Raw genomic sequence first — 26,359 nt, forward strand, 5'->3', positions numbered from 1 at the left:
CGCCGATTCGGTGCCGGGACCGGCCCCGTCACCCGTATCGTCTGATCGGCTCACCACATCCGCCTTTCTCGTCGGTATCCGGACCACGGTGGCCGGGCCCGCGGGCGCCGTGACCTGCCGGGCCCGAACGTCGTGTCGTGCAGTGAATCTAGTCGGCCGTTCCCGATCTATCAAACATCTGTTCGAGGCATGTCCGGCGTTGCTACTGACATTATCCCTCTCGCGTGGTAGAAATCGAACATCAGTTCGACGAACATTTGAGCGAATGCCGGGACGCCGGACGCTCTGGACTCATACGCAACGGAGCCCGACGCCGTGGAGCCGAACGGCCCGGCATCGAAGCCGCCCTCGGTTTCCGCGACCGCCCACCACCGCGACCGACCAGCACGGAGGTCACCGATGAAGACTGCGTTCAGCCCGACCCGCACCGGCACGTGGGAAGACGCCGACGCCCGGGAAAATCCTGTTCCGATCCCGCCGGGGGAGACCGGAACGGGATACCAGGGCGACGGCGGGCTGCCGGTGCCGGCCCCGCCGCGACGCCCCGTTCCCGGCCCCTGCACCGCGGCGGTGCCCGGGGCCGCGGAGCGCGGCGTCCGGCGGGCCGTGCCGGTCCGGGACCCCGTGCCGCGCCGGGGTCCCGCGGTCGATCCGCACCCTCGGCACCCGTCACCCGACGAATGGGTGGAGCGGGCCCGGGCCGGGTGGGCTGCCGTCGCTTCCACCGCGCTGATCACCGCAGCGGTGGTGGTGGTCTTCCTCGCTATGGCCCATCTGCGCGCACCCGAACCACCGGCTCCGGCCCCGATCCCGTCCGGAATTCCGGCGGCGGCGGTGCCGCCCGGAGAGTCCGGTGCGCCCTGGAGCCGATGACGTGGCGGCCGGCGCCGCGCCGGGACCAGGGGTGAGGGCAACCATCGCACACCCCGTGCCGGTATCCTCGACGTGTTATGCACAGGAGCCGGTGCTCGTCGCCGGCTCACCCGGTACCGGCTCGGCCGGTACCCGCGCTCGCCGGACCCGAGACCGGCGCAGGTTCGGCCGCGAGCGTTCGCAGCGACGAAGGACCCCGGATGCACTGCCCGTACTGCCGACACCCCGACTCGCGGGTCGTCGATTCGCGACTGGCCGACGAGGGCGCCGCCATTCGCCGCAGACGCGCGTGCCCGGAATGCGGGCGCCGGTTCACCACGGTCGAGACGGCCATCCTGTCGGTGGTCAAACGCAGCGGGGTCACCGAACCGTTCAGCCGGGAAAAGGTCATCCGTGGAGTCCGCCGGGCCTGCCAGGGCCGCGAGGTCGACGACGATGCGCTGAACCTGCTCGCGCAGCAGGTGGAGGACGCGGTCCGGGCCAAGGGCTCGCCCGAGGTGCCCAGTCATGAGGTCGGATTGGCGATCCTCGGCCCGCTACGCGAACTGGACGAGGTGGCGTACCTGCGTTTCGCCTCGGTGTATCGATCGTTCACCTCGGCAGCGGATTTCGAACGCGAGATCCAGGATATGCGGCAGGCCCGCGCGGCCATCGGCGCCGGCGACTGAGCGCCGAATTCCCGGATCACCTGCGGATGGCGGCGATCGCCTTCTCGATGCGTTTCAGCGAAATGGGCTGCGGGGTGCCGAGCTTCTGGGCGAACAGGCTCACCCGCAGTTCCTGCACCATCCACCAGATCTCGGTGACATCCGGCGCGTGCTGCCGCGATTCGGGCAGCCGGGACAGCAGGCGGTCGTAGGCGGCCGTCGCCGCATCCACCTCTCCCAATGCCTGCCGGTCGCGGGACGCCGAGCCGGGCAACGCGGCGAGCCGGGCCGCCGCCGCCCGGAGATATCGGGGTAGTTCACGCAGGCGCGCCGGGCCCCATTCCGAAACGAATCCGGCGAACACCAGGTCCGCGACCTGTTCGCGCACATCGTCGGCGATATCGGCTTCGCGTGTCCGGGTGAGCGCGGAGGCCACCTCGTGCGCTGCGGCGAGGGCCGGCACCACCAGCCGGAGTATCCGGACGACCACGTCGTTGAACTTCGGGCGCACCCGTTGGACGAGGCGCTCGAATTCGGCGGGTTCGCGTACCGGGCCACCCGCCGCGGTGATCAGCTGATCGGCCGCTGCGGCCCGGCAGTCTTCGATCAGCGCCTCCACCGAGCCGTACGGGTTCTGGCTCAGCACCAGCCGGTCCGCCGGGGAAAGGTTCGCGGTGATCGCCCGCACCGAGGTGGGCACGGCGGCGAGGATCAAAGCGCGGGTCCCGGCCCGCATGGCCCGCGCCTGCTCGGCGGGCGAGGTGAGCACCCGCACCGCCACACCCCCGGCCTCGGGGACCAGGGCCGGATAACCGGTGATGGTCTGACCGCCGACCTCGCGGCGCACCGCCGGGGCCAGGGTGCCCAGAGATTCGGAGGTCCAGACCGTGGCCGGGGCCCGCTCGGCGCCCTCGGTGGCCGCCGCTACCGAGGCCGAGACCTGGTCCGACAATCGGGTGCGCAACTCGGCCAGGCTCTTACCGGTGGCCAGGATCCGGTCGTCGGCGCCGATCACGGCGAAGGTCATCCGGAGATGGTCCGGAAGGGCGGCCGGGTCCAGGTCGCCGGGTGCGATCGGAATGCCCGCGAGACGGGTCAACGCCCGGGCCAGCCCGGCGCGTAGCGGTTCGGCCCGCGGGGTGAGCGTTTCGAGGGCCGCCGCCGCGAAATCCGGTGCGGGGACGACCGCCCGCCGTAACTGCTTCGGCAGGGTTTTGATCAATGCCGCGGCCAGTTCGGCACGCATACCGGGCACCAGCCAGTCGAAGCCGACGGCCTTGACATGAGCCAGTTGGGCGACCGGGATCCGGACCGTCACACCGTCGTCGGCCTGGCCCGGCTCGAACTGATAGGTGAGCGCGAACGAGAGTTCACCCTGGCGCCAGGTATCCGGGAACGCCGCCGGATCCAGGCCGCCGGCGCCGTCGTTGACCACCGTCTCGGTGCTGAAGTCGAGCTGATGCGGGTCGTCGCGGCGGGCCGATTTCCACCAGCTGTCGAAATGGCGGACCGAGACGATATCGGCCGGGACCCGGCGGTCGTAGAACTCGAACAGCACCTCGTCGTCGACCAGGATGTCGCGGCGGCGGGCCCGATGCTCGAGGTCGGCGATATCGTCGAGCAGCGCGCGGTTGCGGTGGAAGAACTCGTGCCGGGTCTGCCACTCGCCCTGCACCAGCGCATGCCGCAGAAACAGCTCGCGGGAGGTTTCGGCATCTATTGCGCCGTAGTCGACCGGTCGCCCGGTGACCAGCGGCACGCCGTAGAGGGTGACGCGCTCGTAGGCGCGCGCGGCACCGCGCTTGGCCGACCAGTGGGGTTCGGAGTACACGCGCTTCACCAGGTCGCCGGCCAGCCGCTCCGCCCATTCGGGTTCGACGCGGGCCGCCATCCGGCCCCAGAGCCGCGATGTCTCCACCAGTTCCGCCGCCATGACCCAGCGCGGCGGCTTCTTCGCCAGTGCCGAGCCCGGGAAGATCATGAACTTCGCGTTGCGCGCCCCCAGGAATTCCCGGGATTCGGCCTCGCGGACCCCGATATGGGAGAGCATGCCCGATAACAGCGCCTGGTGGATCGATGTGGCGTCCCAGGGATCGGTATCGGGTGCCATCTCCTCGACGGGCCGGTGCGTGGCGCTCCGTCCGCCGTCCGCCGACCAGCCCATACCCTTCGTGATGGTGCGCAGCTGGCCGTGGAGATCCTGCCATTCGCGGATCCGCAGGTAATGCAGGAATTCCTCCCGGCACATCCGCCGGAAGCGGTTGGCCGACAGCGCCCGGCGCTGCCCGGACAGGTACTCCCACAGGCGCAGGTAGGCCAGGAAATCCGAGTGGGGCACGACGAACCGGGCGTGCCGGGCGTCGGCCGCCTGCTGCTGATCCGCCGGGCGTTCCCGGACATCCTGGATCGACAGCGCGGCCACGATCACCAGCACATCGGCCAGGCATCCGGTGCGGTGCGCCTCCACCAGCATGCGGCCCATCCGCGGGTCCACGGGCAGCCGGGCCATCTCCCGGCCGGCCGGGGTGAGTGTGTGGCCCGATTCCGCGCCCCGGCGTCGTCCCCGCCGGGGCGAGGCGGTGGGGGGCTGCTCGTCCGTCGCGTGCCCGGGCGGCGGTCCGGGTTCCGCGGCGTCGCGTGCCCGATCGGGTGCCTGCCCGTGGTCGGTGCCGGTGGGTGCGGTGCCCGGGGGCGTGGCGCCGGGGGCCTGTCCCGTGGCTGCCGAGGTCTCGGCGTCGCGTGGATCCCGGGTGTGCTGGGCGAGGGCACCCAGTTCCTCGAGCAGCGCGACACCGTCGCGGACGGCCCTGTTGTCGGGGGCCTCGACGAAGGGGAACCGCTCGATATCCCCCAGACCCAGCGCGGTCATCTGCAGGATGACCGCCGCGAGGTTGGTGCGCAGGATCTCGGGGTCGGTGAACACCGGCCGGGTTTCGAAATCCTCCTCGGAATACAGGCGGATGCAGATTCCGTCCGCGACCCGTCCGCACCGGCCGGACCGCTGCCGGGCCGAGGCCTGGGAGATCGGTTCGATCGGCAGTCGCTGCACTTTCGTCCGCATGGAGTACCGGGAGATCCGGGCGGTGCCGGGATCGACGACATAGCGGATGCCCGGCACGGTCAGCGAGGTTTCGGCCACATTGGTCGCCAGCACCACGCGGCGACCCGTATGCGGGGCGAACACCCGGTGCTGTTCGGCCGCCGAGAGTCGCGCGTACAGCGGCAGGATCTCGGTGCGCGGCAGTTTCAGGTCGTTCAGGGCGTCGGCGGTATCGCGGATCTCCCGTTCGCCGGACAGGAAGACCAGGACATCGCCGTCGCCCTCGGCGAACAGTTCGGTGACCGCCGCGCAGATCGCGTCCACCGGATCCCGGTCCACGACGCGTTCGTCCTCGTCGTCCTCGGCCGCGGGTACCGGTAACGACAGCGGGCGGTAGCGGACCTCGACCGGATAGGACCGGCCCGACACCTCGACGATCGGCGCGGGTTCGCCCGCCGCATCGGCGAAATGCCGGGCGAACAGTTCCGGGTCGATGGTCGCGGAGGTGATGACGATCTTGAGATCCGGGCGGCGCGGCAGCAGTTGTTTGAGGTAGCCGAGCAGAAAGTCGATATTGAGGCTGCGTTCGTGTGCCTCGTCGATGATGATCGTGTCGTAGGCGCGCAGCAGCCGATCGCGCTGGATCTCCGCCAGCAGGATGCCGTCGGTCATGAGTTTGACCAGCGTGTGCTCGGCGGCATGATCGGTGAAGCGCACCGTGTAGCCGACGGCGTCGCCGAGTTCGGTGTCCAGTTCCGTGGCGATCCGTTCCGCGACGGTGCGCGCGGCCAGCCGGCGCGGCTGGGTGTGGCCGATCGCGCCGCGGATCCCCCGGCCCAGCTCGAGGCAGATCTTCGGGATCTGGGTGGTCTTGCCCGAACCCGTCTCGCCGGCGACGATCACCACTTGGTGGGCCGCGATGGCCGCGGCGATGTCCTCGCGGCGGCCCGTTACCGGCAACTGCTCGGGGTAGGTGATCGCCGGTACGGCCGCGCGCCGTGCCGCGATACGGCCCTCGGCGGCCGCGACCTCGGATTCGATCCGGGTCAGATCGCCGCCGCGCCCCCGATCCAGCTGCCGACGGAGCCGATGTTCGTCGCGGAGGGTGAGAGATGCCAGCCGGGTGCGGAGTTCCCGGTGGGTGACTGCGGTCCTGGTCATTGCGTCGACCAGCCTAACGAAGTCCGGACGCTTCCCGGGTTCCGGCCTGGACCGATCGGGGGTGCGGGTTCCCGGCGCCTACCCGGTCCGCGGGTAGCGGGTGGGCCCGCTACCGGGTCCGGCGATCGCGCCGGCGGGGCGAAGCGGCATCCCGGGCGGGACGAAGCGGCGACGGCGCGGCCCGACTCGTGCGACGATGGCGGGGTTGCGAATCTCCGCGAAAGGCTGTGCGGCATGGCCGAATTCGATAGTGACCAAGCGGCGGTACGGGCTCTGGTCGCGGTGGCATTCGCGGTGGCGGCACTGGTGGTACTGGCCAGGGTCGGAGTACCGCGTCGCGCGCTCGCGAGCGGCCGGGGCGGTGGTGCGGCCTGTGCGGACGGCAGTGCCGATCACGAATCCGATGCGGCGCATCTGCTCATGTGCGCGGTGATGGTGGTCATGCTGCTGTTCCCGGCGCGATTGAACGCACACGCGGTGCAGGGTGTGCTGCTGGCGATGATCCTGGTGTTCGCCGCCCTGCTGCTCGACCGGGTGGCGCGGTGGCGGCGGATGCGCGAATCCGGCCACCGGGTCGCCGCCCTGGGATATCACCTGGTCGCCGCGGCGGTGATGCTGTGGGCCATGTCGGGGCACGCCGGTGCGGGTCACGGTGCGGTGCCCGCGGCCGGGCCGCTGATGATCTTCGCGGCCGTGTTCCTGATCGATGCGGTCGTTCTGGTGGCGACGGTTCGCGGCAGTCGCGGATGGCCCGCTCATCCGGCCGCGCATGGCGGGCTGCCGGTCGCGGTGCTGCCACATCTGGTGATGGACCTGGGGATGGCCTATATGGTGTTCGCCGCGGCCACGGGCTGAATCAGGCCGGTGGGGAGCCGGGGGCCCGCCCGCGGTGCACCGTCGAGATCCGCACCTCGCGCGGGCCCAGCGCGTCGCGTAGCAACTCGGCCACCGTGACGGCGCTGTCGGCCGCGGCGCCGCAGGTGAACACATCGACGAAGATGTCACCGGACTCGGGATAGGTGTGCAACGAGGCATGCGATTCGGCCAGCAGCGCCAGCACCGTCACCCCGTATGGTTCGAACTGTTTGCTCACCATCTCGCACAGGGTCACGCCCGCGCCGGTCAGCGCCGTACGCAGCGCGGACTCCAGACGCGCGAGGTCATCGCACAACGCACTGTCCACGCCACCGAATTCGGCCAGCACATGCCGGCCGGAGAATTCCGCTGTCACGCCCCCACCCTTGCTCATCGGCCCGGCGCTCATCCCGAGACCACCGTGACTTCGTCGAACACCACCTCACCGGCCGCGTCGGATTCGGCGAGATCCACCGTCGCCAGTATCGCCCACCCGTGGTCACCCGCCGGATCGTCGAGGACCTGGCGCACCTGCCAGAAACCGGGCCGTGTTTCGACCCAGAACAGTTGCGGTCCACGGGCATCGGGGCCGGTGCCGATAGCGTCGTATTCGTCGAAGTACGGTGCGAGATCGGCGGCCCAATCGGGCCCCGGCGACAGCTCCGACAGGTCGTCCCAGCGCCGGCGGGCGGCCATTTCCACCCGGCGGAACAGCGCATTGCGAACGGTCACCCGGAACGCGCGTTCGTTGGCGGTGATGGGACGGACGCTCTCGGCGCCGAAGGCGACCTGCTCCTGATCGGTTTCCGCACCGGCCCCGGTGAGCTGCTCCCATTCGTCGAGCAGGCTCGAGTCCACCTGCCGGACGAGTTCGCCGAGCCATTCGGTGAGATCGTCGAGTTCTTCGGTGCGCGCCGCCTCGGGCACGGTGCGCCGCAGCGCCCGGTAGGCGTCGGCGAGGTAACGCAGCACCACTCCTTCGGAGCGGGCCAGTTCGTAGTAGGAGATCAGCTCGGTGAAGGTCATCGCCCGTTCGACCATGTCGCGCACCACGGATTTCGGTGCCGGCGAGAACTCCGACAGCCACGGATGCCCGGCGCGGTAGGTCTCGTAGGCGCCCTCGATCAGTTCCGCCAGCGGCTTCGGCCAGGTGATCTCCTCGAGCCGTTCCATCCGCTCGTCGTATTCGATCCCCTCGGCCTTCATCTCGGCGACGGCCTCGCCACGGGCCTTGTGCTGCTGGGCCATCAGTAACTGCCGGGGATCCTCGAGGGTCGCCTCGACCAGCGACACCATATCGAGCGCATAGCCGGGTGAGTCCGTATCGAGCAGTTCGAACGCCGCCAGGGCGAACGGTGACAGCGGCTGATCCAAGGCGAAATCACGCTGCAGATCGACCGTGAGCCGGGCGTAGCGGCCCTGATCGTCGGGTTCCGGGAGCTGCTGCACCACGCCGGCATCACGCAGGGCGCGGTAGAGGCGGACGGCGCGCACGATATGGCGGCGCTGCGCCGCGCGTGGCTCGTGGTTGTCCTCGAGCAGATGCCGCATCGCGATGAAACAGTTACCCGGGCGGGCGATCACGTTCAGCAGCATGGCGTTGGTCACCGCGAATCGTGAGACCATCGGCTCCGGCGCGGCCGTCACCAGCCGATCGAAGGTCTCCTCGCTCCAGGAGACGAATCCCTCGGGCGGTTTGCGCCGCTGTACCTTCCGCTGCTTCTTCGGATCGTCTCCCGCCTTGGCCAGCAGCCGGGTGTTCTCTATCTCGTGCTCGGGAGCCTGCACCACAACGGTTCCCATGGTGTCGTAGCCGGCCCGCCCGGCCCGCCCGGCGATCTGGTGGAATTCGCGGGCCTTGAGCCGGCGGGTGCGCACACCGTCGAATTTGGTGAGCCCGGTCAGCAGCACGGTCCGGATGGGCACGTTGATCCCCACGCCCAGCGTATCGGTGCCGCACACCACTTTCAGCAGACCGTCCTGGGCCAGGCGTTCCACCAGCCGCCGGTACTTCGGCAGCATCCCGGCGTGGTGTACACCGATTCCGTGCCGGATCAGCCGCGAGAGCGTCCGGCCGAATCCCGAGGTGAAACGGAATTCCCCCATCGCCTCGGCGATGGCGTCCTTCTCCGCGCGACTCGCGAAATTCGCGCTGGTCAGGGCCTGCGCCCGTTCCAGCGCCGCGGCCTGGGTGAAATGAACGACGTACACCGGTGCCTGATGGGTGGTCACCAGTTCCGTCAGGGTTTCGGTGATCGGGGTGCGCACGTAGGAGAAGTTCAGCGGCACCGGACGTTCGGTGCCCGACACCACCGCCGCGCTACGGCCGGTGCGCCGCTCCAGATCCGTGGCGAAGAAATCCACCTCGCCGAGAGTCGCGGACATGAGCAGGAATTGCGCCCGGGGCAGTTCGAGCAGGGGCACCTGCCAGGCCCAGCCGCGGTCGGGGTCGGCGTAGAAATGGAACTCGTCCATCACCACCTGCCCGACATCGGCGTCGGGGCCCTCACGCAAGGCGAGGTTGGCGAGGATCTCCGCGGTGGCGCAGATGATGGGGGCGGTCGGATTCACCGCGGCGTCGCCGGTGACCATCCCCACCCGGTCGGCCCCGAACACCTCGCACAGCGCGAAAAACTTCTCGCTGACCAGGGCTTTGATCGGCGCCGTGTAATAGGTGCGGCGGCCCGACGCCAGCGCGAACAGATGAGCGCCCACCGCGACCAGAGACTTTCCCGAACCGGTGGGGGTGGACAGGATGACGTGCGATCCGGAGGCCAGCTCCATGAGCGCCTCGTCCTGCGCCGGATACAACGGCGTTCCCTGCTCGGCGGCCCACACTCCGAACGACTCGTACAGCGCGTCCGCGTCGGTTCCCGGTATCTCGAGCAGCTCGGTCAGATCCACCCCGGACACCCTACGTCGTGCCCGGCGCGGATCACCGGCACGGTGTCGCCGCGCCGTACGGGAACCCGCTCAGCCGCGCTCGTCGTCGTCGCCGGAGTAGCCGCCCTGTTCGGCCAGGAACCGTTCGAACTCGGCACCCAGCTCGTCGCCGCTGGGCAACTCGCCTTCGCCGACGAGCAGGCTGGACTGGCGTTCCTGGGCAGTGACGAACGTGTCGTACTGCCGCTCCAGCGCATGCACCACGGTCTCGACCTCGGCATTGCCCGCGATGTGCTCGTTGACCTGCTCCCGGACGCGGGCGGCGGCCTCACCGAGCGCGGCCAGCGGCAGCTCGAGCCCGGCATTCTCGCCGAGATGCTCCAGCAATGTCTGCGCCGCCTCCGGATACGACGTCTGCGCCAGATAATGCGGCACGTGCACCGAGAACCCGAGCGATTCGTGGCCGTGCTGCGCCATCCGGTATTCCAGCAGGGTCGAGGCGCTGGCGGGAACCTGCAGCTCGCCCGGCCAGCGCTGGTTGTCCGGAATCAGGTCCCGATTCGAAGAATGGGCCGTCACACCCAGGGGGCGGGTGTGCGGGATCGCCATCGGAATGGCGCTCAGACCGATACTGCGGCGCACCCCGAGTTGTTCGGACAGTAAACGCACGGCGGCGGTGAACTTCTCCCAGCGCAGGTCGGGCTCTATCCCGGCGAGCAGCAGAAACGGTGTACCCGCCGTATCGCGGAGCGCCCACAGATTCAGCTCGGGTTCGTCGTAGTCGGAGAAATGATCGGATTTGAACGTCATCAGCGGCCGCCGAGAGCGGTAGTCGAGTAGTTCATCGATATCGAACGAGGCGACGAGCTCGCCCTCCAGGCTTTCGCGCAGGTGCTCGGTGGCCAATCGCACCGCGTGCCCGGCATCGGAGTACCCCTCCAGACCGTGCACCAGGACCGGCCCCGAGCCGTCGTCGGACGACAACTGCGGAGCGGGGAACTCCAGTTCGTACATTCGCGACTCGTAGTCCATCGCGTACTCCTTCCTGCGCGATCCGTCGGCGGGCCGATCGAGCAACATTGCTTGTCACTGCCGCGCCGCGAGCCGCGAATCACACTCCATTGTCCCCCATGACGAAGAACGGCCACACGCGGCCGCGCCTCGGCTCTCTGTCGTGTCAACAGCGGTCGCCGGTGCCGAATTCCCGGTCCGGCCGGTCTGCGTACAGCGGCGGGCCGGCACGCGGTCCGTCGGTACGCACCGGGGGAGTCTGGCACAGCGGAGGTCCGGATGTACCGGAATTTCCCCCACCGAGGGCACGGCGTCGGTCACAGCTCCCGGAATACCCGATTTCATCCACAATCCGCGGTTATCCACAGACTTGTCGAAACTCACCGTTCGCCCTGTTCACCACACAGGTGACGGAAAACCGGCAGCGCATGCTGGCGCCATGACTCCCGCTGCGCCGTCCTCCCGCCCCGATACCGCCGCTACCGGCAGCCGGCCCCGGCCGGACGCGATATCACCGCCCGCATCGGGGCGATCCGTCCCCGCCGCGGCCGCACGGCTCTGCCCCACCGCCCGCGCCCTGGGTGCCCGGCGGCCACGTACGGCCGATCCGCTCGTGTCGTGGCCGACCGGAGGCGGGTCCGCGGCCACCGGCCCTGCCCGGCCGGCGCCGCCGAGTTGCGCCGACCGGGCCGAGAGCGGTTACGAACGGTCCGGGTCCACGCGCCTCGACGATCCCGGTGATCTCATCGCCGCGGTGCCCGCCATGCTGGGATTCGAACCGCAGCGCTCCCTCGTGGTCGCCGTCCTGTGCGGCGCGCCGGGCGCCCCAGCGAGTGCGGTCGTCGACCTCGTCGTTCGCTTCGATCTCCGGCACCCCGAACGGCCGGGGTCACCCTGCGACACCGATACGGTGGCCGCGGCGGTGGCTCGTGTCTGTGCGCGCCCCGGTGTTGTCGGAGTGCTCGTCGTGGTCGTCGACGACGAAGCCGCGCCACCGGAGCCCCCGCTCCGGCACCGGATCGCTGTCCTCGATGAGCTGGAAGGCCGGCTGGCCGCCCGCGCAGTGCCGATCCGGGGTTCCTGGGCGGTGCGGTCGATCCGGGCCGGTGAACCGTGGTGGAGTCTGACCGGGCCGGATCATCGAGGTCGGGTCGCCGATCCAGCCACCTCGGTGCTGACCCTGGACCGGGTGTTCGGCGGGCGTCCCATCCGTGGTAGCCGGGCCGAGCTCACCGCGTCGATCGGTGCGGACGCCGTACTACGGGGCATGGTCTCGGCCGAACTGCCGGGAGCCAGATCACGCGCCAAGGATCGCTACGCGGCCGCGGCCCGGCGCGAGGATCCGGTGGGTTTCCTGCGCGGCGAACTGGTCACGCTGCTGTGGTTGATCTCCCAGGCCGAATCGGGGTCGCAACTGGGCGCCCGGGAACTCGCGGATATCGCGGTCGCGCTGCGGGACAGCGGGATACGCGACTGTATGTTCGCGCTCGCCGGTACCGTCCACGCCGATGCCGCCGAACAGTTGTGGATCCGGCTCACCCGGGGACTCGAGGGCGCCGACCGGGCCGAATCGGCGACCCTGCTGGGCTATTTCGCCTACGTGCGCGGGGACGGACCGTTCGCCGGAATAGCTCTGGACGCCGCCGTGGACGCCGATCCTCGCCACCCGATGGCGACCCTGCTGCACACCGCGCTGGAAGCGGGTATGCGGCCGCAGCGATTGCGTGATCTGGCGCGCTGCGGCCGCGATACCGCTGCCGATCTCGGGGTCGATCTGGAAACGCAGTGGTGAACCCCGCCGCTCCGTCAGCGGGCGCTGTGCGCGCGAGACCCGAGACCCTGCAGATAGCTCCAGGCCGTGGAGACGATCTCGTCGAGATCATTGTGCTTGGGTCGCCAGCCGAGTTCGTCGACGGCACGCCGGCTGGACGCGATCAGCACGGCCGGATCGCCCGCACGGCGTGGCGCGTCCACCGCTTCGATGGGTCCGCCGGTGACGCGCTCACACGCCGAGATCACCTCGCGTACCGAGAATCCCGTGCCGCTGCCCAGGTTGAACACCCGGTGCGTGCCCGCGTCCGCGGATTCCAGCGCCAGCAGATGGGCCTGGGCGAGATCCAGGATATGGATGTAGTCGCGCACCGCGGTGCCGTCGGGGGTCGGCCAGTCGGTACCGAATATCGAGATGGAATCCCGGTGGCCCGCGGCGACCTGGAGCACCAGCGGGATCAGATGGGTCTCCACCACCCGGTTCTCGCCGAGCCCCCCGTAGGCGCCGGCGACGTTGAAATACCGCAGGCTGGTGGCCGCCAGGCCGTGCGCGACCGCATACGACGTGATCGCGTGGTCGATCGCCAGTTTCGAGGCGCCGTAGGGGTTGGTGGGGCGCGCCGGCGCGTCCTCGGTGATGGGGACCTGTTCCGGTTCGCCGTAGACCGCCGCGGTCGACGAGAACACCAGCCGGGGTGTCCCGGTCTCGCGCATCGCCTCGAGCAGCGTGAGCGTTTTCACCACATTGCCGTGCCAGTATTTCTCGGGCCGCTGCACGGATTCACCGACCAGCGATTGCGCGGCAAAATGCAGGACCCCGTCGAACTTCCGCCCGCGCAACAATCCCGGCGCGGCCTCGGCGATATCGCCTTCGACGAATTCGACTCCGGGCGGTACGCCGTCGGCGTTACCGGTCGAGAGATCGTCGAGTACGACCACCTCGTGGCCCTGCTCACGGAGCACCAGTGCGCATACCCCGCCGACATATCCGGCCCCGCCGGTAATCAGAAGTTTCACGGCTCAGACCAGCTTCACCTGGACGGCATGGGCCATTTCATCGGGCAGTTCGAAACCCGAGTGACCCGGCACGGTGATGATCACAGTGCCCGGTTTGCTCTCCACGGTCACCCGGGCGTCCGGTACCACACCCGCCTCGCGCAGCCGCCCGATCACCTCGGGGTCGGTCTGGATATGCTCCGCCAGCCGCCGGACCACCACCGCGTGGGTGCGGCCCTGGGGGAGTTCGGAGAGCCGCTTCAACGGTTCCTCCAGCAGATCGGACGCGGAGATACCCAGCTCGTCGAGGCCGGGGATGGGGTTGCCGTAAGGGGAGGTGGTGGGATGGTTGAGCACCTCGACCAGGCGGCGCTCCACATCCTCGCTCATCACATGTTCCCAGCGGCAGGCCTCGGCGTGCACGTTCTGCCAGTCCAGACCGATGATATCGACCAGCAGCCGCTCGGCCAGGCGGTGTTTGCGCATCACCGCGACCGCCATGCTGCGGCCCTTTTCGGTGAGTTCGAGATGCCGGTCGCCCGCGACCAGCAGCAGGCCGTCGCGCTCCATCCGTGCCACGGTCTGGCTGACAGTGGGACCGCTCTGCTCCAGACGCTCGGCGATCCGGGCGCGCAGGGGCACCACGCCCTCCTCCTCGAGGTCGTAGATGGTACGGAGATACATCTCCGTGGTGTCGACCAGATCCTTCACTGTTGCCCCTTCGTCGGCACGAATTCTACCTGCGCACCAGCGACCCCGGTCGGACGGAGCGAGTCGCGTGACGCGTTGGGAATACTGTTGGCGCGCGGCTCGGCGCCGCTTCGCACATACATGTATTTCTACTGCATGACAACGTCCGCTGGGGTTTCACCCTTCCCGTTACGGTTGCGATCATGGCCACTTCAGCACCGGAGGGAAACCGCGATTCCGGACGCGCGGGCAGCGTCGTGTGGACAGACCGGTTCCTGGACTACTCCTGGACCCCCGAGCATCCGATGAAACCGGTGCGGCTGAGCTACACCATGGCCCTGGCGAAAGCGCTGGGGGTGCTCGACGGCGTGGAACCGCTGCGACCCGACCCCGCCGGCGACGCCGAGCTGCTCCGCGTGCACACCGCGGACTACATCGAGGCGGTCCGGCATGCCCAACCGCCGCCCATTCCGGGTGAGCCGCCCGCCGACCCGCCATACGGGCTGGGCTCCGCGGACAATCCGGTGTTCCCGCGGATGCACGAGGCCGCGTCGGTGATCGTGGGCGGCACCCTGACCGCCGCGCAGGCCATCGCTTCCGGCGCGACCCGGCGCGCGGTGAGCATCGGCGGTGGTATGCATCACGCCATGCCCGGCCGGGCGGCGGGGTTCTGCGTGTACAACGACGTCGCGGTGGCCATCGCGTGGCTCCTGGACCACGGGTTCGACCGGATCGCCTACATCGATGTGGATGTCCACCACGGCGACGGTGTTCAGCACGCTTTCTACCGCGACCCGCGGGTCCTGACGGTCTCGATCCATCAGCATCCCGCGACGTTGTGGCCGAACACCGGGTGGCCGGAGGAGACCGGCAGCGGGGCCGGCGACGGGACGGCGATCAACCTGCCGGTGTTACCGGGCACCCGGGACCCGCAGTGGCTGCGCGCCTTCCATGCCGTGGTGCCCGGCGCGGTCGAGGCGTTCCGGCCGCAGGTGGTGATCAGCCAGTGCGGGGTCGACACCCATCGCGAGGATCCGCTCGCCGACCTCGAACTCGGAATCGAGGGGCAGCGCGCCGCGTTCGCGGCGATGCGCGATCTGGCCGATCGCTGCGCCGAGGGCCGGTGGCTGGCCGTGGGCGGTGGCGGATACGGGCTGGTCCGGGTGGTCCCCAGAGCCTGGACGCATCTGCTGGCCATCGCCCTGGACCGCCCGGTGGACCCGGCGACCCCGATACCGCAGGATTGGATCGATCTCGTGCAGACCGACAGGCCGCGGATAGCGCCGCCCCGCACGATGGGTGACGGTGTGGACATCACGTTCCGGCATTGGGACGGGCCGGGCGGCACCGCGGAAACCGGGGACGCCCGATTCGACCGTGCCCAGCGCGCGATCGATACGGCCGTGCTCGCCACCCGCCGAGCGTGCTTCGGCCCGCTCGGCCTCGACCCGGAGGACCCGCGTGACTGAACCGGCCGACAGAGTCCCCGACGATCCCGCACCCGCGCCCCAGCACTGGTATGCCGATGTGCTGGCCTCCGACGGCGGTGTGGTCCGGCTACGCCCCCTCACCCCCGACGACGCCGACGAATTGCAGCGGTTCCACACCGCGCTGTCCGAACGCACCCGATATCTGCGCTATTTCGGGCCCTATCCGCGGATATCGCCCAAGGACCTGTATCGCACCACCCATCTCGACTATCGCGACCGGGTGGGCCTGGCGATCGTGCTGGGGGATTCGATCATCGCCGTGGGCCGCTACGAACTGCTCGACAGGACCGGTTCCCGCGCGGCCGAGGTCGCCTTCGTCGTCGCCGACGAGCACCAGGGGCGGGGTCTCGGCTCGATTCTGCTCGAACATCTGGCCGGCGCCGCGGCGGAGAACCGGATCGAGACCTTCGTCGCGGAGGTACTGGCGGAGAACGTCGTGATGGTCACGGTGTTCCGGGAGGCCGGTTATCAGGTGGAACGCAGCCGGGACGGGTCGGTGCTGCACTTGGAATTCGCCATCGACCCCACCGAGGCGCTGCGTTCGGTCCGCGACGCCCGGGAACGGGCCTCCGAAGCACGTAGCGTGGGAAATCTGCTGACACCGGATTCGGTGGCGGTGATCGGTGCGACTCCGAGCACCGGCCGCGTCGGCGGTGTGGTACTGGCCAACCTGCTGGACGGTTCCTTCCAGGGCGCGGTGTACCCGGTGAACCCCGGTCGCCGGTCGGTACGCGGCGTACACGCCTACCCGACGGTGCGCGATATTCCCGACGAGGTGGATCTGGCGGTGGTGGCCGTACCCGCGGACGCGATCGGCTCTGTGCTCGACGACTGTATGGCCAAGGGGGTGAAGGGTCTGCTGGTGCTGTCGGCCGGGTTCGGCGAGACCGGGGAGCCCGGGCTGGTGGCGGAGGCGGATCTCGTCGCGGCCGCCCGCGGGCACGGGATGCGTGTGGTGGGGCCGAGCGCACTGGGGATCGCGAACACCGATCCGGCGGTAGGACTCAACGCGACCCTGGCCACGGTGCTGCCCAGCCGGGGACGAATCGGCTTCTTCTGTCAGTCGGGCCCGCTCGGGGCGGCGATCCTGGCCGAGGCGGCGGCCCGCAACCTGGGCCTGTCGACCTTCGTTTCCGCCGGTAACCGCGCCGATGTCTCCGGTAACGACCTGCTGCAGTACTGGGATACCGATCCGGCCACCGAGGTGATCCTGCTGTATCTGGAGAGCTTCGGTAATCCGCGGAAATTCTCCCGTATCGCCCGCCGGGTGGCCAGGCACAAGCCGATCGTGGCGGTCAGCCCCAGCCGGCTCGCCGCCCGCGGGGTATCGGCGGGGGAGCTGGACCGGTCCATCGTGCGGGACCTGTTCGCCCAATCCGGCATCGTCCAGGCGGATTCGATCTCGGAGATGTTCGACTGCGCGGCGCTGCTGGGTTACCAGCCGCTGCCCCGGGGTCCGCGGCCCGCGGTGGTGGGCAACAGCACGGCGCTCAACTGGCTGACCTCCGATGCCGCGCGTAGCGAAGGCCTGAGCGTGCTGGAACCGGTGGATCTGGGCCCGCAGGCCACTCCCGCCGACTACCTCACCGCGGTGACGGCCGCGCTGCGTTCCGAGGACACCGACGCGGTGATCGTCATCTTCGCGCCTCCCATCCCGCTTCCGCAGCCGGGGTATGCCGAGGCGATCCGGGCGGCCGTTGCCGCTGCCGACGAGCCGAAACCGGTGCTCACCACCTTCGCCGGCGGCGACGGAATCCCCAATCTGCTGGCGGTGCGTGGACCGGGAGCGGCGGCGATCCGGGGATCCATTCCGTCGTTTCCGGATCCGGCGCGCGCGGTCCGGGCCCTGGCCCGGGTGCACCGGTATGCCCGGTGGCGGGACCTGCCGGCGTCGGTGCCAGGGGACGGGGCACACGGCGCGGAGAACGGGCGGCCCCCGGGAATCGACACCGGACGCGCGGTCGAACTGGTAGGGAAGTGGTCGGTCGATCCGGCCGGCCGATGGCTGGCCGATGACGAAACGGTCGCCCTGCTCGACTGCTACGGCATCTCGGTCGTGGAGTTCCGCGCGGTCCGCGATGCCGATGCCGCGGTGGCCGCGGCCGAGGAGCTCGGCTACCCGGTGGCCGCGAAGGCGACGAACGAGGCCTGGCGGCGCCGCCCCGATATGAGCTGGGTACGCCTGGATCTGTGGCGGCCCGAGGCGGTGCGTCAGGCCTACCGGGATCTGGTGGAACTCTGCGGAGATCCGCTGCTGCATATCCAGCGAATGGCGCCCAAAGGGGTCGGTTGTGTGGTCCGGGTGCAGGACGATCCGGCGTTCGGTTCGGTGATCGAGTTCGGGCTCTCCGGGCCGATCATCGAACTGCTCGGCGACCGCGCCTATCGTGCGCTGCCGCTCTCGCGGCGTGAGGCGGCCGCGCTCATCGATGCGCCCCGCGCCGCGCCGCTGCTCAGCGGAACACCGGCGAGTCCGCGGGTGGACAAGGCCGCGCTCATCGAACTCACCCAGCGTATTTCGGCCATGTTCGACGATCTGCCCGAATTGCGGGAACTGGCCTGCGAACCGGTGCTCGCGGCACCGGAATCAGCGGCGATCCTGTACGCCCGCGCCCGGATCGGCCCGCAGCCCAGCCGTTTCGACACCGGACCACGCCGCCTGGGGTGACCGCGGAAATCACCGCCCGTGTGATCCGCACCGGAGAGCCGGACGGGGATCGGGGTGCGAACCTGTGCTGAGGGCACCCGAATGACGTGTACGCCGGCCGGCCGCGCGGCCCGGATGAGGGACGGGCGCGCCGGACCGGCCGGCGGAGGTGGCCCGAAAGAGCCACCGGTTCAAGGGGATCGGGGGAATTTCAAAGGGAGCCGGGGGAGGTGATGGAGCCGGTGTGGACGGCTCCTGCCGACCAGAAGGTACACACGCATATATGAATTACGTGGTCCGCGTTCATGTTCCGGACCGCATGAAATGCCGCCGCCCGCGCTGCGGCGGGCGGCCCTCGGGGATCAGCTCGCGTAGGCGCGCAGGCGGTCGGCCCGCTCGCCCTTGCGGAGCTTGGACATGACCTCGCGCTCGATCTGACGGACGCGCTCGCGGGACAGGCCGAACAGCTTGCCGATCTGGTCCAGGGTGCGCGGCTGCCCGTCGTCGAGTCCGAAACGCAGCCGGATGACCTGCTGTTCGCGTTCGTCGAGGGTGTTCAGCACGCTCCGCACATCGTGATGCAGCAAGCCGGCGATCACCGCGCTCTCGGCCGAGGTGGCCTCGGAATCCTCGATGAAATCGCCCAGCGGGGCTTCTTCGTCGTTGCCGACCGGCATATCCAGGCTCACCGGATCGCGGCTGTGGTCGAGTAGGTCGGCGATCTTCTCCACCGCGATACCGGATTCGCTCGCGAGTTCCGCGTCGGTCGCCTCCCGGCCCAGTTGCTGATGCAGCTCCCGCTTGATCCGGGCCAGTTTGTTGACCTGTTCCACGAGGTGGACCGGGAGCCGGATGGTGCGGCTCTGATCGGCCATACCGCGGGTGATCGCCTGGCGGATCCACCAGGTGGCGTAGGTGGAGAACTTGAAGCCCTTGGCGTAGTCGAACTTCTCCATCGCGCGGATGAGACCCAGATTTCCCTCCTGGATGAGATCCAGCAGGGGCATACCGCGGCCCGTGTACCGCTTGGCCAGCGAGACGACCAGACGCAGGTTGGCCTCCAGCAGGTGCGATCGCGCCGCCTGACCCTCGCGGACGACGATCGCCAGATCACGCTTGCGGGCCGCCGACAGTCGCTTGCCGGTTTCCAGCAGGTTCTGGGCATAGAGACCCGCCTCGATGCGCTTGGCCAGTTCGACTTCGTCGGCAGCCGTGAGCAGTGCGGTCCGTCCGATCCCGTTCAGGTACACGCGTACCAGGTCGGCGGCGGGGCTCTGAGCGTCGAGGTCCGTATCACTGGGGCGCACACGAGTGGTGGCGGGGCTTGTCATGACTTGCCTCCTGTCGGTGGTGTCTCACTCCGAACAACGGACCCGACATAGGGAAAGTTCCCTCGCCGGGCGCGGATAAACCGCTCTGAACTGCGGTTATCGCCATGGTGTTCTGAGAAGTTCCTGAGAACGAGAACCCACCCACCGGCCGGGAAACCCGGGTGTCGCCGCGGGCAGCTTCTAGGCGGGACGCACCAGTCCGTGTCGCACGAGACCGGTGACCACTCCCAGTGCTGCCTCGGTGAACTCCGGATCCGCCTGGTCGGATCCCTGGGACAGTGCCAGCAGTTCGATCAGTTCGTACAACGGCAGGCCGTCCGGCCGCATTCCCGCCAGCAGGGAGACGGTGGCCTCGTCGACCTCGTGCTGCCAGCGCGGGCCGCCACCGCGGTGGACGCGGGCGATCTGCTGGTCCCAGCCCTGCTCGCCGGGTAGATATACCCGTTCGAGCGCGGTGGCCGGGTCCACCCGGTACCGGGATCGCCAGGCCACCGACGGATCCGCCGCAACCCCGCGCAACCAGGCCGAACGCTCGAAATAGTCGAGGGCCTCCGCGCCGAGCGGGTCCTCGAAACCGTGGGTGAGGTCTTCGGCCAGCAGTTCGGTGGGGCCGTCGTGGGCGCGCAGATAGACGAACCCGAACCCGATACCGGTGACTCCCGCGTCGTCGAAGGCCCGCAACCAGGTCTCCGCGCGTTCCTGGGACTCCCGGCTGCGCGGATCGGCGCCGGCGTCGCGCAGCCAGGTCCCCACATAGAGCGCGGGATCGGCGACATCACGCTGAACGATCCAGGCATCGATCCCGTGGCCCGGCAGCCACCCCGAGACCCGCTGCCGCCAGTCCTGGTTCTCGAGGTGCACCCACGCGGCGAGCACGGCCGCGGTGCCGGCCGGGGCCAGCAGTTCGGGTGTGCGCGAAATCACCAGCTCACTGGCGCCGTCGAGGGCCAGGCCGGAGTCGCGGTAGGTGTGCTCGATCCGGGCCGGCCCGACGACGAACGGCGGATTGGCCACCACCCGATCGAAACGGCGGCCGGCGACCGGCTCGAACCACGACCCCTCGACCAGTTCGATATCGAGATCGTTCAGGGCGGCGGTGGCCTGGGCCAGCCACAGCGCCCGCGGATTGACGTCGGTGGCCGTCACCTTCTCGGCGTACGACGCGGCGTGCACCGCCTGGACACCGCAACCGGTGCCGAGATCCAGGACCGAACCGGCCCGGGCCGTGGGGGTAGCGCGGAGCAGCGAGAGCGAAGCATGGCCCACGCCGAGGACGTGGTCCTCGGTCAGGACCCGGCGGTGCATCGAATCGTCGAGGTCGGACAGGATCCAGCGGGTACCGGCGCCGACGTCGATCGGCCGCAGATCGAGCGCGGCGCGTACCAGGCCGCGCTCCCGGATGAGCAGCCCCGCGGCCACCGCATCGTCCATCCGCACCGGCGCGAGGGCCGCGGCGACCTGCGGTTCGTCCAGGGCGTCGCCGAGCAGCAGCAGCCGGATGAGGACGCCCAGCTCGCCCGCCGAGCGTGCGGCCCGGCGGGCAGGGACCGGTTCGCCGCGGCCGAGTGCGCTGTGCGCGTCGGTGCCGAGTGCCTCGAGCAGGGTGTCGGCGTCGTACCCCACCCTGGTCAGCGCGATGCGCAGCGCCGGGCAGAGCGCGGTGAGCGGGGAGACGGTGGTCGATCCGTAGGCGGGCACAGCCGTACTCTGCCACCGCCGGTACGCGGCCCGGCATCCGCCGCCCCGCGCGTTGCCGGTAGCCAACGGCCGCGGGCGCGGGGTCGATACGCCTCGTCAGGAGGCGGGAGGGTGGGGACTCAGCCGTCGATGGCGTCGTTCCGGCGCTCCTCCAGTGCGGGGCGTGGGCGGTCCCAGCGGCTGGGTTCGTTCTTGTCCCGCGGTGGCCGGTCGTTGGCGACGAGAACCGCGATCCACGGGAGCGGGACGGAGGCCGCCATGATCAGGATGGCGACCAGGCCGTTCCCGAATACCGAGTAGGCCACGCCGGCCAGGATCAGCGCCGGGATCCGGAAGGCCATGATGATCGTGTACCGCCGGACCCGGGCCCGATGCTGATCCTCGAAAGAGGGGGCGGCCTCGGTGATGAGGGCCGCGTGTTTGGCATCGTCACCGGGAAAATAACCGCGCGAGGCGGAACGGGCCGGCCGCGGTGTTCTCTGGTCTGCACCGAGATCGCTCGCACCGGCGTCGAGGTGCTCCGGGCCGCGCCCGGAGTCTTCGCCGTGCTGCTGCATACCTTCGAGTCTTGCACTCCCCGGGTCCCGGCGCACACCCCGGTAGGGGCCCACCGGCGGGTGATGCCGCGAGGGCGCGGGTGCCATGGGGCATCATGGACAGCGTGAGTACCGATACTCTGGTTCGCCCCGATACGACCACCGACGAGACGACCGGTGACGACACCCCGAAGTTCTTCCACTATGTGAAGAAGGACAAGATCGCCGAGAGTGCCGTGATGGGCACGATGGTGGTCGCGCTGTGCGGTGAAGTCTTCCCCGTGACCCGCTCGGCCAAGCCGGGTTCCCCGGTCTGCCCCGAGTGCAAGAAGGTCTACGAGCAGCTCCGCAAGGGCGACTGAGCGCCCTCCCCCCGCCGCGCGGTCAATTCCGGGGTAGTGGCACCGGTGTACCTCCGGTGCCGTCGTCGCCTGTGCCCATACCGCGGGTCCGGCCGTGCCGCTGCGGGGGTATCCGGTGCGCGCCGCTCTCCGGAGGTTCGCCCTCCTCGTCGCTGTCCGGGGTATCGCGGCGTTTCGCCAGCCAGGCCTTGAACTGCTCGAAGCGGGTCGCGCGGGCCGGCCAGAACTCCTGCACCGCGGCATTGAACTCGGCGCCGAGTATCACCGCGAAGCCCAGGAAGAACGTGAAGAGCAGGAAGGCGATCGGGGTGGCCAGCGCGCCGTATCCCACCCCCGTCCGGGTCACCAGCGCCAGATATCGCCGCAGGATCTCGCTGGCCGCCATGAAGAACACGCCCGCGAGCAAGGCCCCCCAGAACAGCCGGTGGTAGGGCAGCGAGCTGTGCAGCGCCAACTTGTACAGCATCGCCAGCGCCAGCATGAGCAGCAAACCCACCGCCGGGTAGTAGAACGTATCGATCAATCGCAGTCCGGGCTCCCGCCAGCCCTCCGGCAGCGCCCGGCCGATCAGTACCGGGCCCAGCGCGACGAGCGGCAGGATGAATACCGCCGCGATCAAGAACTGGATGTAGAGCAGCAGCGCGAACAGTCGCTGCCAGACCGGGTTGCGCGCGTCCTGCTGGTCATGGGCCTCCACGATCGCGTCCACGAACGTCGCCATCGCCGAGGAGCCGGCCCACAGGGACAGCACGAAACCCACCGAGACGATCGCCGCGCGACCCTGTCCGAGGACATCCTGGACCGTCGGCTCGATGAGGTCGGTGACCACACTGGAGCTGAACAGATTCCGGCTGAACGTTAGGGTCTTCGATTCGACGATTTCGACCGTATCGGGCCCGAACAGGCGGCTGGCGTAGCCCAGCCCGCCGAGCAGCCCGAAAAGCAGCGGGACCAGCGACAGCGTCTGCCAGAACGCGGCGGCCGCGGATTTGCCGAATATCGAGTCGCCCCAGGCTTTGACGGCGACCCGGGCGGTCAGGCGCCAGGTCTGATTCAGGGCGCGCCGGGGCCACGCGGTACCCGACGGGCCCGCGCCGGGTTCGCGTCCGTAGCTGTGCATGATGTGTCCAGCATCGCGCACCCCGGCACCGAGTGCTCGGGTGCGGGGCGACGTGTCGGCGTGCGGCGGGTGAATCACGGGTTATCGGTACCCCCGGTGCGAGGTGTGACACCCGTCGCGGCGGCCGCGCCGGTTTGGCACCACGGCCGCCACGGCCGCTAGTGTTTGTCTCCGTGACCGATGCGAGCGGTGCCATTGCGACGGAGGTTCCGGGCGCAGCGCTGCGCGCCTGGCAGCGCCGTGCGATCACCCGTTACCTGGCGACCAAACCCCGTGATTTCCTCGCCGTGGCGACCCCCGGTGCCGGTAAGACCACCTTCGCGCTGCGGGTGGCCGCGGAATTGCTGGCCGACCGCACCGTCGACCAGATCACCGTGGTCGCGCCCACCGAGCACCTCAAGCACCAGTGGGCGCAGTCGGGGGCGCGGTCGGGCATCGCGCTGGATCCCAATTTCTCCAACAGCACCGGGGGGACCTCCGGCGACTACCACGGCGTGGTCGTCACCTACGCCCAGGTGGCCGCGCATCCGTTCCGGCATCGGGTGCGCACCGAGAACCGGCGCACGCTGGTGATCCTGGACGAGATCCATCACGCCGGTGATGCCAAGAGCTGGGGCGACGCCGTGGCCGAGGCGTTCGGGGACGCCACCCGTCGACTGGCGCTGACCGGTACGCCGTTCCGTAGCGACGACAGCCAGATCCCGTTCATCACCTACGAGCCGGACGAGGCCGGTCTGCCGCGCTCCCGCGCCGATCACAGTTACGGCTATTCCGAGGCGCTCGCCGACGGCGTGGTGCGGCCGGTCGTGTTCCTGGCGTATTCGGGTGAGGCGCATTGGCGCGACAGTGCGGGCGAGGAGTACACGGCCCGCCTGGGTGAGCCGCTGAACGCCGAACAGACGGCACGAGCCTGGCGCACCGCCCTCGATCCGGCGGGGGATTGGATCTACGCGGTATTGCGCGCGGCCGATATGCGGCTGGCGCAGCTGCGTGAAGCCGGTATGCCCGATGCCGGGGGTCTGGTGATCGCCTCGGATCAGGAACGCGCCCGGGCCTACGCGGAACTGATCGAACATCTGACGGGAACCAAGCCGGTGGTGGTGTTGTCCGACGACCCGACCTCCTCGGCGCGCATCGCTGAGTTCAGCAACGGGACCCAGCCGTGGATGGTCGCCGTGCGCATGGTCTCCGAGGGGGTGGACGTCCCGCGGCTGGCGGTCGGGGTGTACGCGACCAGCGCCTCCACTCCATTGTATTTCGCCCAGGTCATCGGCCGTTTCGTCCGCGCGCGGCGGCCCGGGGAGACCGCCAGCGTTTTCCTTCCGTCGGTTCCGGTGCTGCTGGATCTGGCCGCGCAGCTCGAGGTCCAGCGCGACCACGTGATCGGTAAACCACACCGGGAGAAGGACGGCCTCGACGACGAACTGCTGAACGAGGCGAACAAACAGCAGGACGAGCCGGGCGAGGAAGAGAAGCGGTTCGTTCCACTGGCCGCGGACGCCGAACTGGATCAAGTGATCTACGACGGTTCCTCGTTCGGTACCGCCACCTTCGCCGGCAGTGCCGAGGAGGCCGATTACCTGGGAATTCCCGGTCTGCTCGATGCCGAGCAGATGCGTGCGCTGCTGCGGGAACGCCAGGCCCGCCAGATCGCCGACCGGTCCACGCCGGATCCGGCCCCCGCCCCGCCCCCGGCGGCGGCCGGTGGCGCCGCCGAGCGGGTCGCCGCCGCCGACAAACTCGGGGAGTTGCGCCGCGAACTGAACAGTCTGGTCGCGATGCATCACCACCGCACCGGTAAACCGCACGGTGTGATCCACGGAGAATTGCGCCGCCAGTGCGGCGGCCCGCCGACGGCCCTCGCCACGGCGGATCAACTGGGCGACCGGATCGCGGCCCTGCGCCGGATGTAGCGGACGCCTCCGGCCCGGGCCGTTCCAGCATCGCGAGGGCCCGAAGCGGTTACCGGTCGGCTCCGGGCATCGCGCTGCCCGATGCCCGGCGGCGGGTGCGTGAGCGGGCCCGCTCGTAGGCTCCACGCAGCAGGTCCCGGACCGCCTGCGTGGTCCGCGGCCCGGGCTCCACCACGGCCAGCCAGCCCAGGCTCCCGTACACCGGATGGACCAGCACCGTATCGGTCCGCGCGGGATCGTCGTCCCCGGCGGCCGCCGCCCGCGGCGTCCGGCCCGTCCACTCGGTGAAGACCTCGGTGCCGACGCTGATGTTCACCCGGAATGCCCCGGGCCGATCCAGTCCCGAGCGCTCGTCGCCGGGGTAGTTCTTGGTGACGACGGTGGCGAAGGGCTGGGTGCCGCCGGGGATCTCGCCGTCGGGGGAGTGGTAGAAGAACGCGTCACCCCAGGCGATCTCCGGGGTGCCGTCGCCGGGGCCGGGACGCTGGATCAGCACGCCGTCGAGCCCGCCGAGGTATTCGATGATTTCGTCGATGGTCATGGGTTCCAGCGTTACATTGATGTGCTTGTGGAGACTTTTTCCGTATTCGACCACGACCAGGGTGCCGGAAGTCGCAACTCGGTAGTTCTGCGCACCGCGGAGGTGGCGCGGCTGAGCGGATATTCGGTGCAGCAGGTGCGCAATCTCGAACGCGACGGCGTACTGCCGCCGGTGCCACGCACGGCGTCCGGGTACCGGGTCTACCGGCGATCCCATGTCTGGGCGGCCCGCGCCTACCGGGCCCTGGCGGCCGGTACCGATCCGATGGAGGCCAAAACGATCATGCGCGCGGTCCGGTCCGACGAGCCGGCGCGGTTGCCGGCGTTGTTCGACGCCGCGCACGCCCGGCTGGACCGGGAACGTCGGGAGACCGCCGGCGCGCGAGCCGCGGCCCGCGCCATCGCCGGCGAACCGGTCGGCGACGTGCGGGCGGCGGACACGATGACCATCTCCGAGCTGGCGCAGGCGCTCGGCGTGCGGACCTCGACGCTGCGGCACTGGGATGCCGTGGGATTGGTCGTGGCACGGCGCGCCGCCCCGGGACGGGCCCGGCACTATCTGCCCGGTGATGTCCGGCTCGCCCGCCTGGTCCGTGCGCTCCGGCAGGCGGGCTACGGGATCGAGACGTTGCGCGAGCTGATCCCGCGGCTCGCCGGTGCGCACGCCTGGGCCGATATCGAAGCCGCCCTGACCGCCCGCGACGCCGGGATCGATGCCCGGTCCCGCGCGTTGCTGGAAGCGGCCGCCGCGCTGGCGGTGTTGCTGGGGCCGGCCCGGTAGCGGTGGGGCATCGCA

The 26,359-nt window shown here is 69.8% G+C and carries 20 protein-coding genes; 9 read left to right on the top strand and 11 right to left on the bottom strand.

Annotation, left to right across the window (positions count from 1 at the left end):
• The first annotated feature begins 399 nt into the window (after positions 1-399).
• Both AB0F41_RS13855 and nrdR read left to right on the top strand, forming a co-directional pair.
• Positions 400-873 carry a hypothetical protein gene (locus tag AB0F41_RS13855; protein WP_357423512.1) on the top strand — a complete coding sequence of 158 codons (474 nt, stop codon included), beginning with the start codon at positions 400-402 and terminating at the stop codon, positions 871-873.
• A gap of 200 nt (positions 874-1,073) precedes the next feature.
• The gene (nrdR, locus tag AB0F41_RS13860; protein ID WP_357423514.1) at positions 1,074-1,541 is read left to right on the top strand and encodes a transcriptional regulator NrdR; all 468 of its coding nucleotides are present in this window, start codon (positions 1,074-1,076) and stop codon (positions 1,539-1,541) included.
• Positions 1,542-1,557: 16 nt separating this feature from the next.
• Here nrdR and hrpA read toward each other — a convergent pair whose 3' ends face one another.
• The gene (gene hrpA, locus AB0F41_RS13865; RefSeq protein WP_357423516.1) at positions 1,558-5,721 is read right to left on the bottom strand and encodes an ATP-dependent RNA helicase HrpA; all 4,164 of its coding nucleotides are present in this window, start codon (positions 5,719-5,721) and stop codon (positions 1,558-1,560) included.
• 234 nt (positions 5,722-5,955) lie between these two features.
• On the opposite strand from hrpA, the gene AB0F41_RS13870 reads away from it, so the two are divergent.
• Positions 5,956-6,576: a DUF5134 domain-containing protein gene (locus AB0F41_RS13870; RefSeq protein WP_357423518.1), complete on the top strand. Its 621-nt coding sequence runs from the start codon at positions 5,956-5,958 to the stop codon at positions 6,574-6,576.
• A gap of 1 nt (position 6,577) precedes the next feature.
• On the opposite strand, the gene speD is transcribed toward AB0F41_RS13870, so the two are convergent.
• The 3 genes from speD to AB0F41_RS13885 form a co-directional block, all read right to left on the bottom strand.
• The gene (speD, locus tag AB0F41_RS13875; RefSeq protein ID WP_357423520.1) at positions 6,578-6,985 is read right to left on the bottom strand and encodes an adenosylmethionine decarboxylase; all 408 of its coding nucleotides are present in this window, start codon (positions 6,983-6,985) and stop codon (positions 6,578-6,580) included.
• Positions 6,982-9,480, bottom strand: a complete 2,499-nt coding sequence (locus AB0F41_RS13880) for a DUF3516 domain-containing protein (RefSeq protein ID WP_357423522.1) — start codon at positions 9,478-9,480, stop codon at positions 6,982-6,984. The genes speD and AB0F41_RS13880 overlap by 4 nt, the downstream gene beginning before the upstream one ends.
• A gap of 69 nt (positions 9,481-9,549) precedes the next feature.
• A complete protein-coding gene (locus tag AB0F41_RS13885; protein ID WP_357423524.1) occupies positions 9,550-10,491 on the bottom strand; it encodes a PAC2 family protein in 942 nt (313 codons plus the stop codon).
• A gap of 418 nt (positions 10,492-10,909) precedes the next feature.
• On the opposite strand from AB0F41_RS13885, the gene AB0F41_RS13890 reads away from it, so the two are divergent.
• Entirely contained in the window at positions 10,910-12,262 is a 1,353-nt protein-coding gene (locus AB0F41_RS13890; RefSeq protein WP_357423526.1) for a DUF4192 family protein, read from the top strand.
• Positions 12,263-12,276: 14 nt separating this feature from the next.
• Here the strand turns inward: AB0F41_RS13890 and galE are convergent, their stop codons facing one another.
• Entirely contained in the window at positions 12,277-13,257 is a 981-nt protein-coding gene (gene galE, locus AB0F41_RS13895) for a UDP-glucose 4-epimerase GalE (protein ID WP_357423528.1), read from the bottom strand.
• Positions 13,258-13,260: 3 nt separating this feature from the next.
• Positions 13,261-13,947: a metal-dependent transcriptional regulator gene (locus tag AB0F41_RS13900; protein WP_357423530.1), complete on the bottom strand. Its 687-nt coding sequence runs from the start codon at positions 13,945-13,947 to the stop codon at positions 13,261-13,263.
• Between the two features lie 182 nt (positions 13,948-14,129).
• Between AB0F41_RS13900 and AB0F41_RS13905 the strand changes: the two genes are divergently transcribed.
• Both AB0F41_RS13905 and AB0F41_RS13910 read left to right on the top strand, forming a co-directional pair.
• A complete protein-coding gene (locus AB0F41_RS13905; protein WP_357423532.1) occupies positions 14,130-15,395 on the top strand; it encodes an acetoin utilization protein AcuC in 1,266 nt (421 codons plus the stop codon).
• Positions 15,388-18,084: a GNAT family N-acetyltransferase gene (locus tag AB0F41_RS13910; protein ID WP_357423534.1), complete on the top strand. Its 2,697-nt coding sequence runs from the start codon at positions 15,388-15,390 to the stop codon at positions 18,082-18,084. The genes AB0F41_RS13905 and AB0F41_RS13910 overlap by 8 nt, the downstream gene beginning before the upstream one ends.
• 341 nt (positions 18,085-18,425) lie before the next feature.
• Here AB0F41_RS13910 and AB0F41_RS13915 read toward each other — a convergent pair whose 3' ends face one another.
• The 3 genes from AB0F41_RS13915 to AB0F41_RS13925 all read right to left on the bottom strand — a co-directional run bounded on the left by AB0F41_RS13915 (position 18,426) and on the right by AB0F41_RS13925 (position 21,649).
• Positions 18,426-19,394, bottom strand: coding sequence for a sigma-70 family RNA polymerase sigma factor (locus AB0F41_RS13915; protein WP_357423536.1), 969 nt, complete (start codon positions 19,392-19,394; stop codon positions 18,426-18,428).
• Between the two features lie 180 nt (positions 19,395-19,574).
• Positions 19,575-21,092 carry a methyltransferase gene (locus AB0F41_RS13920; RefSeq protein WP_357423538.1) on the bottom strand — a complete coding sequence of 506 codons (1,518 nt, stop codon included), beginning with the start codon at positions 21,090-21,092 and terminating at the stop codon, positions 19,575-19,577.
• A 119-nt stretch (positions 21,093-21,211) separates the two neighbouring features.
• A complete protein-coding gene (locus tag AB0F41_RS13925; RefSeq protein ID WP_357423540.1) occupies positions 21,212-21,649 on the bottom strand; it encodes a DUF3099 domain-containing protein in 438 nt (145 codons plus the stop codon).
• 104 nt (positions 21,650-21,753) lie between these two features.
• Here AB0F41_RS13925 and AB0F41_RS13930 point away from each other — a divergent pair, with 104 nt between their 5' ends.
• Positions 21,754-21,990 carry a DUF3039 domain-containing protein gene (locus AB0F41_RS13930; RefSeq protein ID WP_357423542.1) on the top strand — a complete coding sequence of 79 codons (237 nt, stop codon included), beginning with the start codon at positions 21,754-21,756 and terminating at the stop codon, positions 21,988-21,990.
• Positions 21,991-22,012: 22 nt separating this feature from the next.
• On the opposite strand, the gene AB0F41_RS13935 is transcribed toward AB0F41_RS13930, so the two are convergent.
• Positions 22,013-23,110, bottom strand: coding sequence for a YihY/virulence factor BrkB family protein (locus tag AB0F41_RS13935; RefSeq protein ID WP_357423691.1), 1,098 nt, complete (start codon positions 23,108-23,110; stop codon positions 22,013-22,015).
• Between the two features lie 173 nt (positions 23,111-23,283).
• On the opposite strand from AB0F41_RS13935, the gene AB0F41_RS13940 reads away from it, so the two are divergent.
• Positions 23,284-25,023 carry a DEAD/DEAH box helicase gene (locus AB0F41_RS13940; protein WP_357423544.1) on the top strand — a complete coding sequence of 580 codons (1,740 nt, stop codon included), beginning with the start codon at positions 23,284-23,286 and terminating at the stop codon, positions 25,021-25,023.
• A gap of 49 nt (positions 25,024-25,072) precedes the next feature.
• Here the strand turns inward: AB0F41_RS13940 and AB0F41_RS13945 are convergent, their stop codons facing one another.
• Positions 25,073-25,564 (bottom strand): DUF6194 family protein, encoded by a 492-nt coding sequence (locus AB0F41_RS13945; protein WP_357423546.1) that lies wholly within the window; start codon positions 25,562-25,564, stop codon positions 25,073-25,075.
• Between the two features lie 27 nt (positions 25,565-25,591).
• On the opposite strand from AB0F41_RS13945, the gene AB0F41_RS13950 reads away from it, so the two are divergent.
• Positions 25,592-26,344 (top strand): MerR family transcriptional regulator, encoded by a 753-nt coding sequence (locus AB0F41_RS13950; protein WP_357423548.1) that lies wholly within the window; start codon positions 25,592-25,594, stop codon positions 26,342-26,344.
• The last annotated feature ends 15 nt before the right edge of the window (positions 26,345-26,359 follow it).

Source organism: Nocardia sp. NPDC024068, from assembly GCF_040638875.1.
Classification (GTDB): Bacteria; Actinomycetota; Actinomycetes; order Mycobacteriales; family Mycobacteriaceae; genus Nocardia.

Bases quoted from the DNA above. Each gene is read 5' to 3' on its own strand.
- AB0F41_RS13855 (WP_357423512.1), top strand. From the start codon at position 400: ATGAAGACTGCGTTCAGCCCGACCCGCACCGGCACGTGGGAAGACGCC.
- nrdR (WP_357423514.1), top strand. From the start codon at position 1,074: ATGCACTGCCCGTACTGCCGACACCCCGACTCGCGGGTCGTCGATTCG.
- hrpA (WP_357423516.1), bottom strand. From the start codon at position 5,721: ATGACCAGGACCGCAGTCACCCACCGGGAACTCCGCACCCGGCTGGCA.
- AB0F41_RS13870 (WP_357423518.1), top strand. From the start codon at position 5,956: ATGGCCGAATTCGATAGTGACCAAGCGGCGGTACGGGCTCTGGTCGCG.
- speD (WP_357423520.1), bottom strand. From the start codon at position 6,985: ATGAGCGCCGGGCCGATGAGCAAGGGTGGGGGCGTGACAGCGGAATTC.
- AB0F41_RS13885 (WP_357423524.1), bottom strand. From the start codon at position 10,491: ATGGACTACGAGTCGCGAATGTACGAACTGGAGTTCCCCGCTCCGCAG.
- AB0F41_RS13890 (WP_357423526.1), top strand. From the start codon at position 10,910: ATGACTCCCGCTGCGCCGTCCTCCCGCCCCGATACCGCCGCTACCGGC.
- AB0F41_RS13905 (WP_357423532.1), top strand. From the start codon at position 14,130: ATGGCCACTTCAGCACCGGAGGGAAACCGCGATTCCGGACGCGCGGGC.
- AB0F41_RS13915 (WP_357423536.1), bottom strand. From the start codon at position 19,394: ATGACAAGCCCCGCCACCACTCGTGTGCGCCCCAGTGATACGGACCTC.
- AB0F41_RS13925 (WP_357423540.1), bottom strand. From the start codon at position 21,649: ATGCAGCAGCACGGCGAAGACTCCGGGCGCGGCCCGGAGCACCTCGAC.
- AB0F41_RS13935 (WP_357423691.1), bottom strand. From the start codon at position 23,110: ATGCACAGCTACGGACGCGAACCCGGCGCGGGCCCGTCGGGTACCGCG.
- AB0F41_RS13945 (WP_357423546.1), bottom strand. From the start codon at position 25,564: ATGACCATCGACGAAATCATCGAATACCTCGGCGGGCTCGACGGCGTG.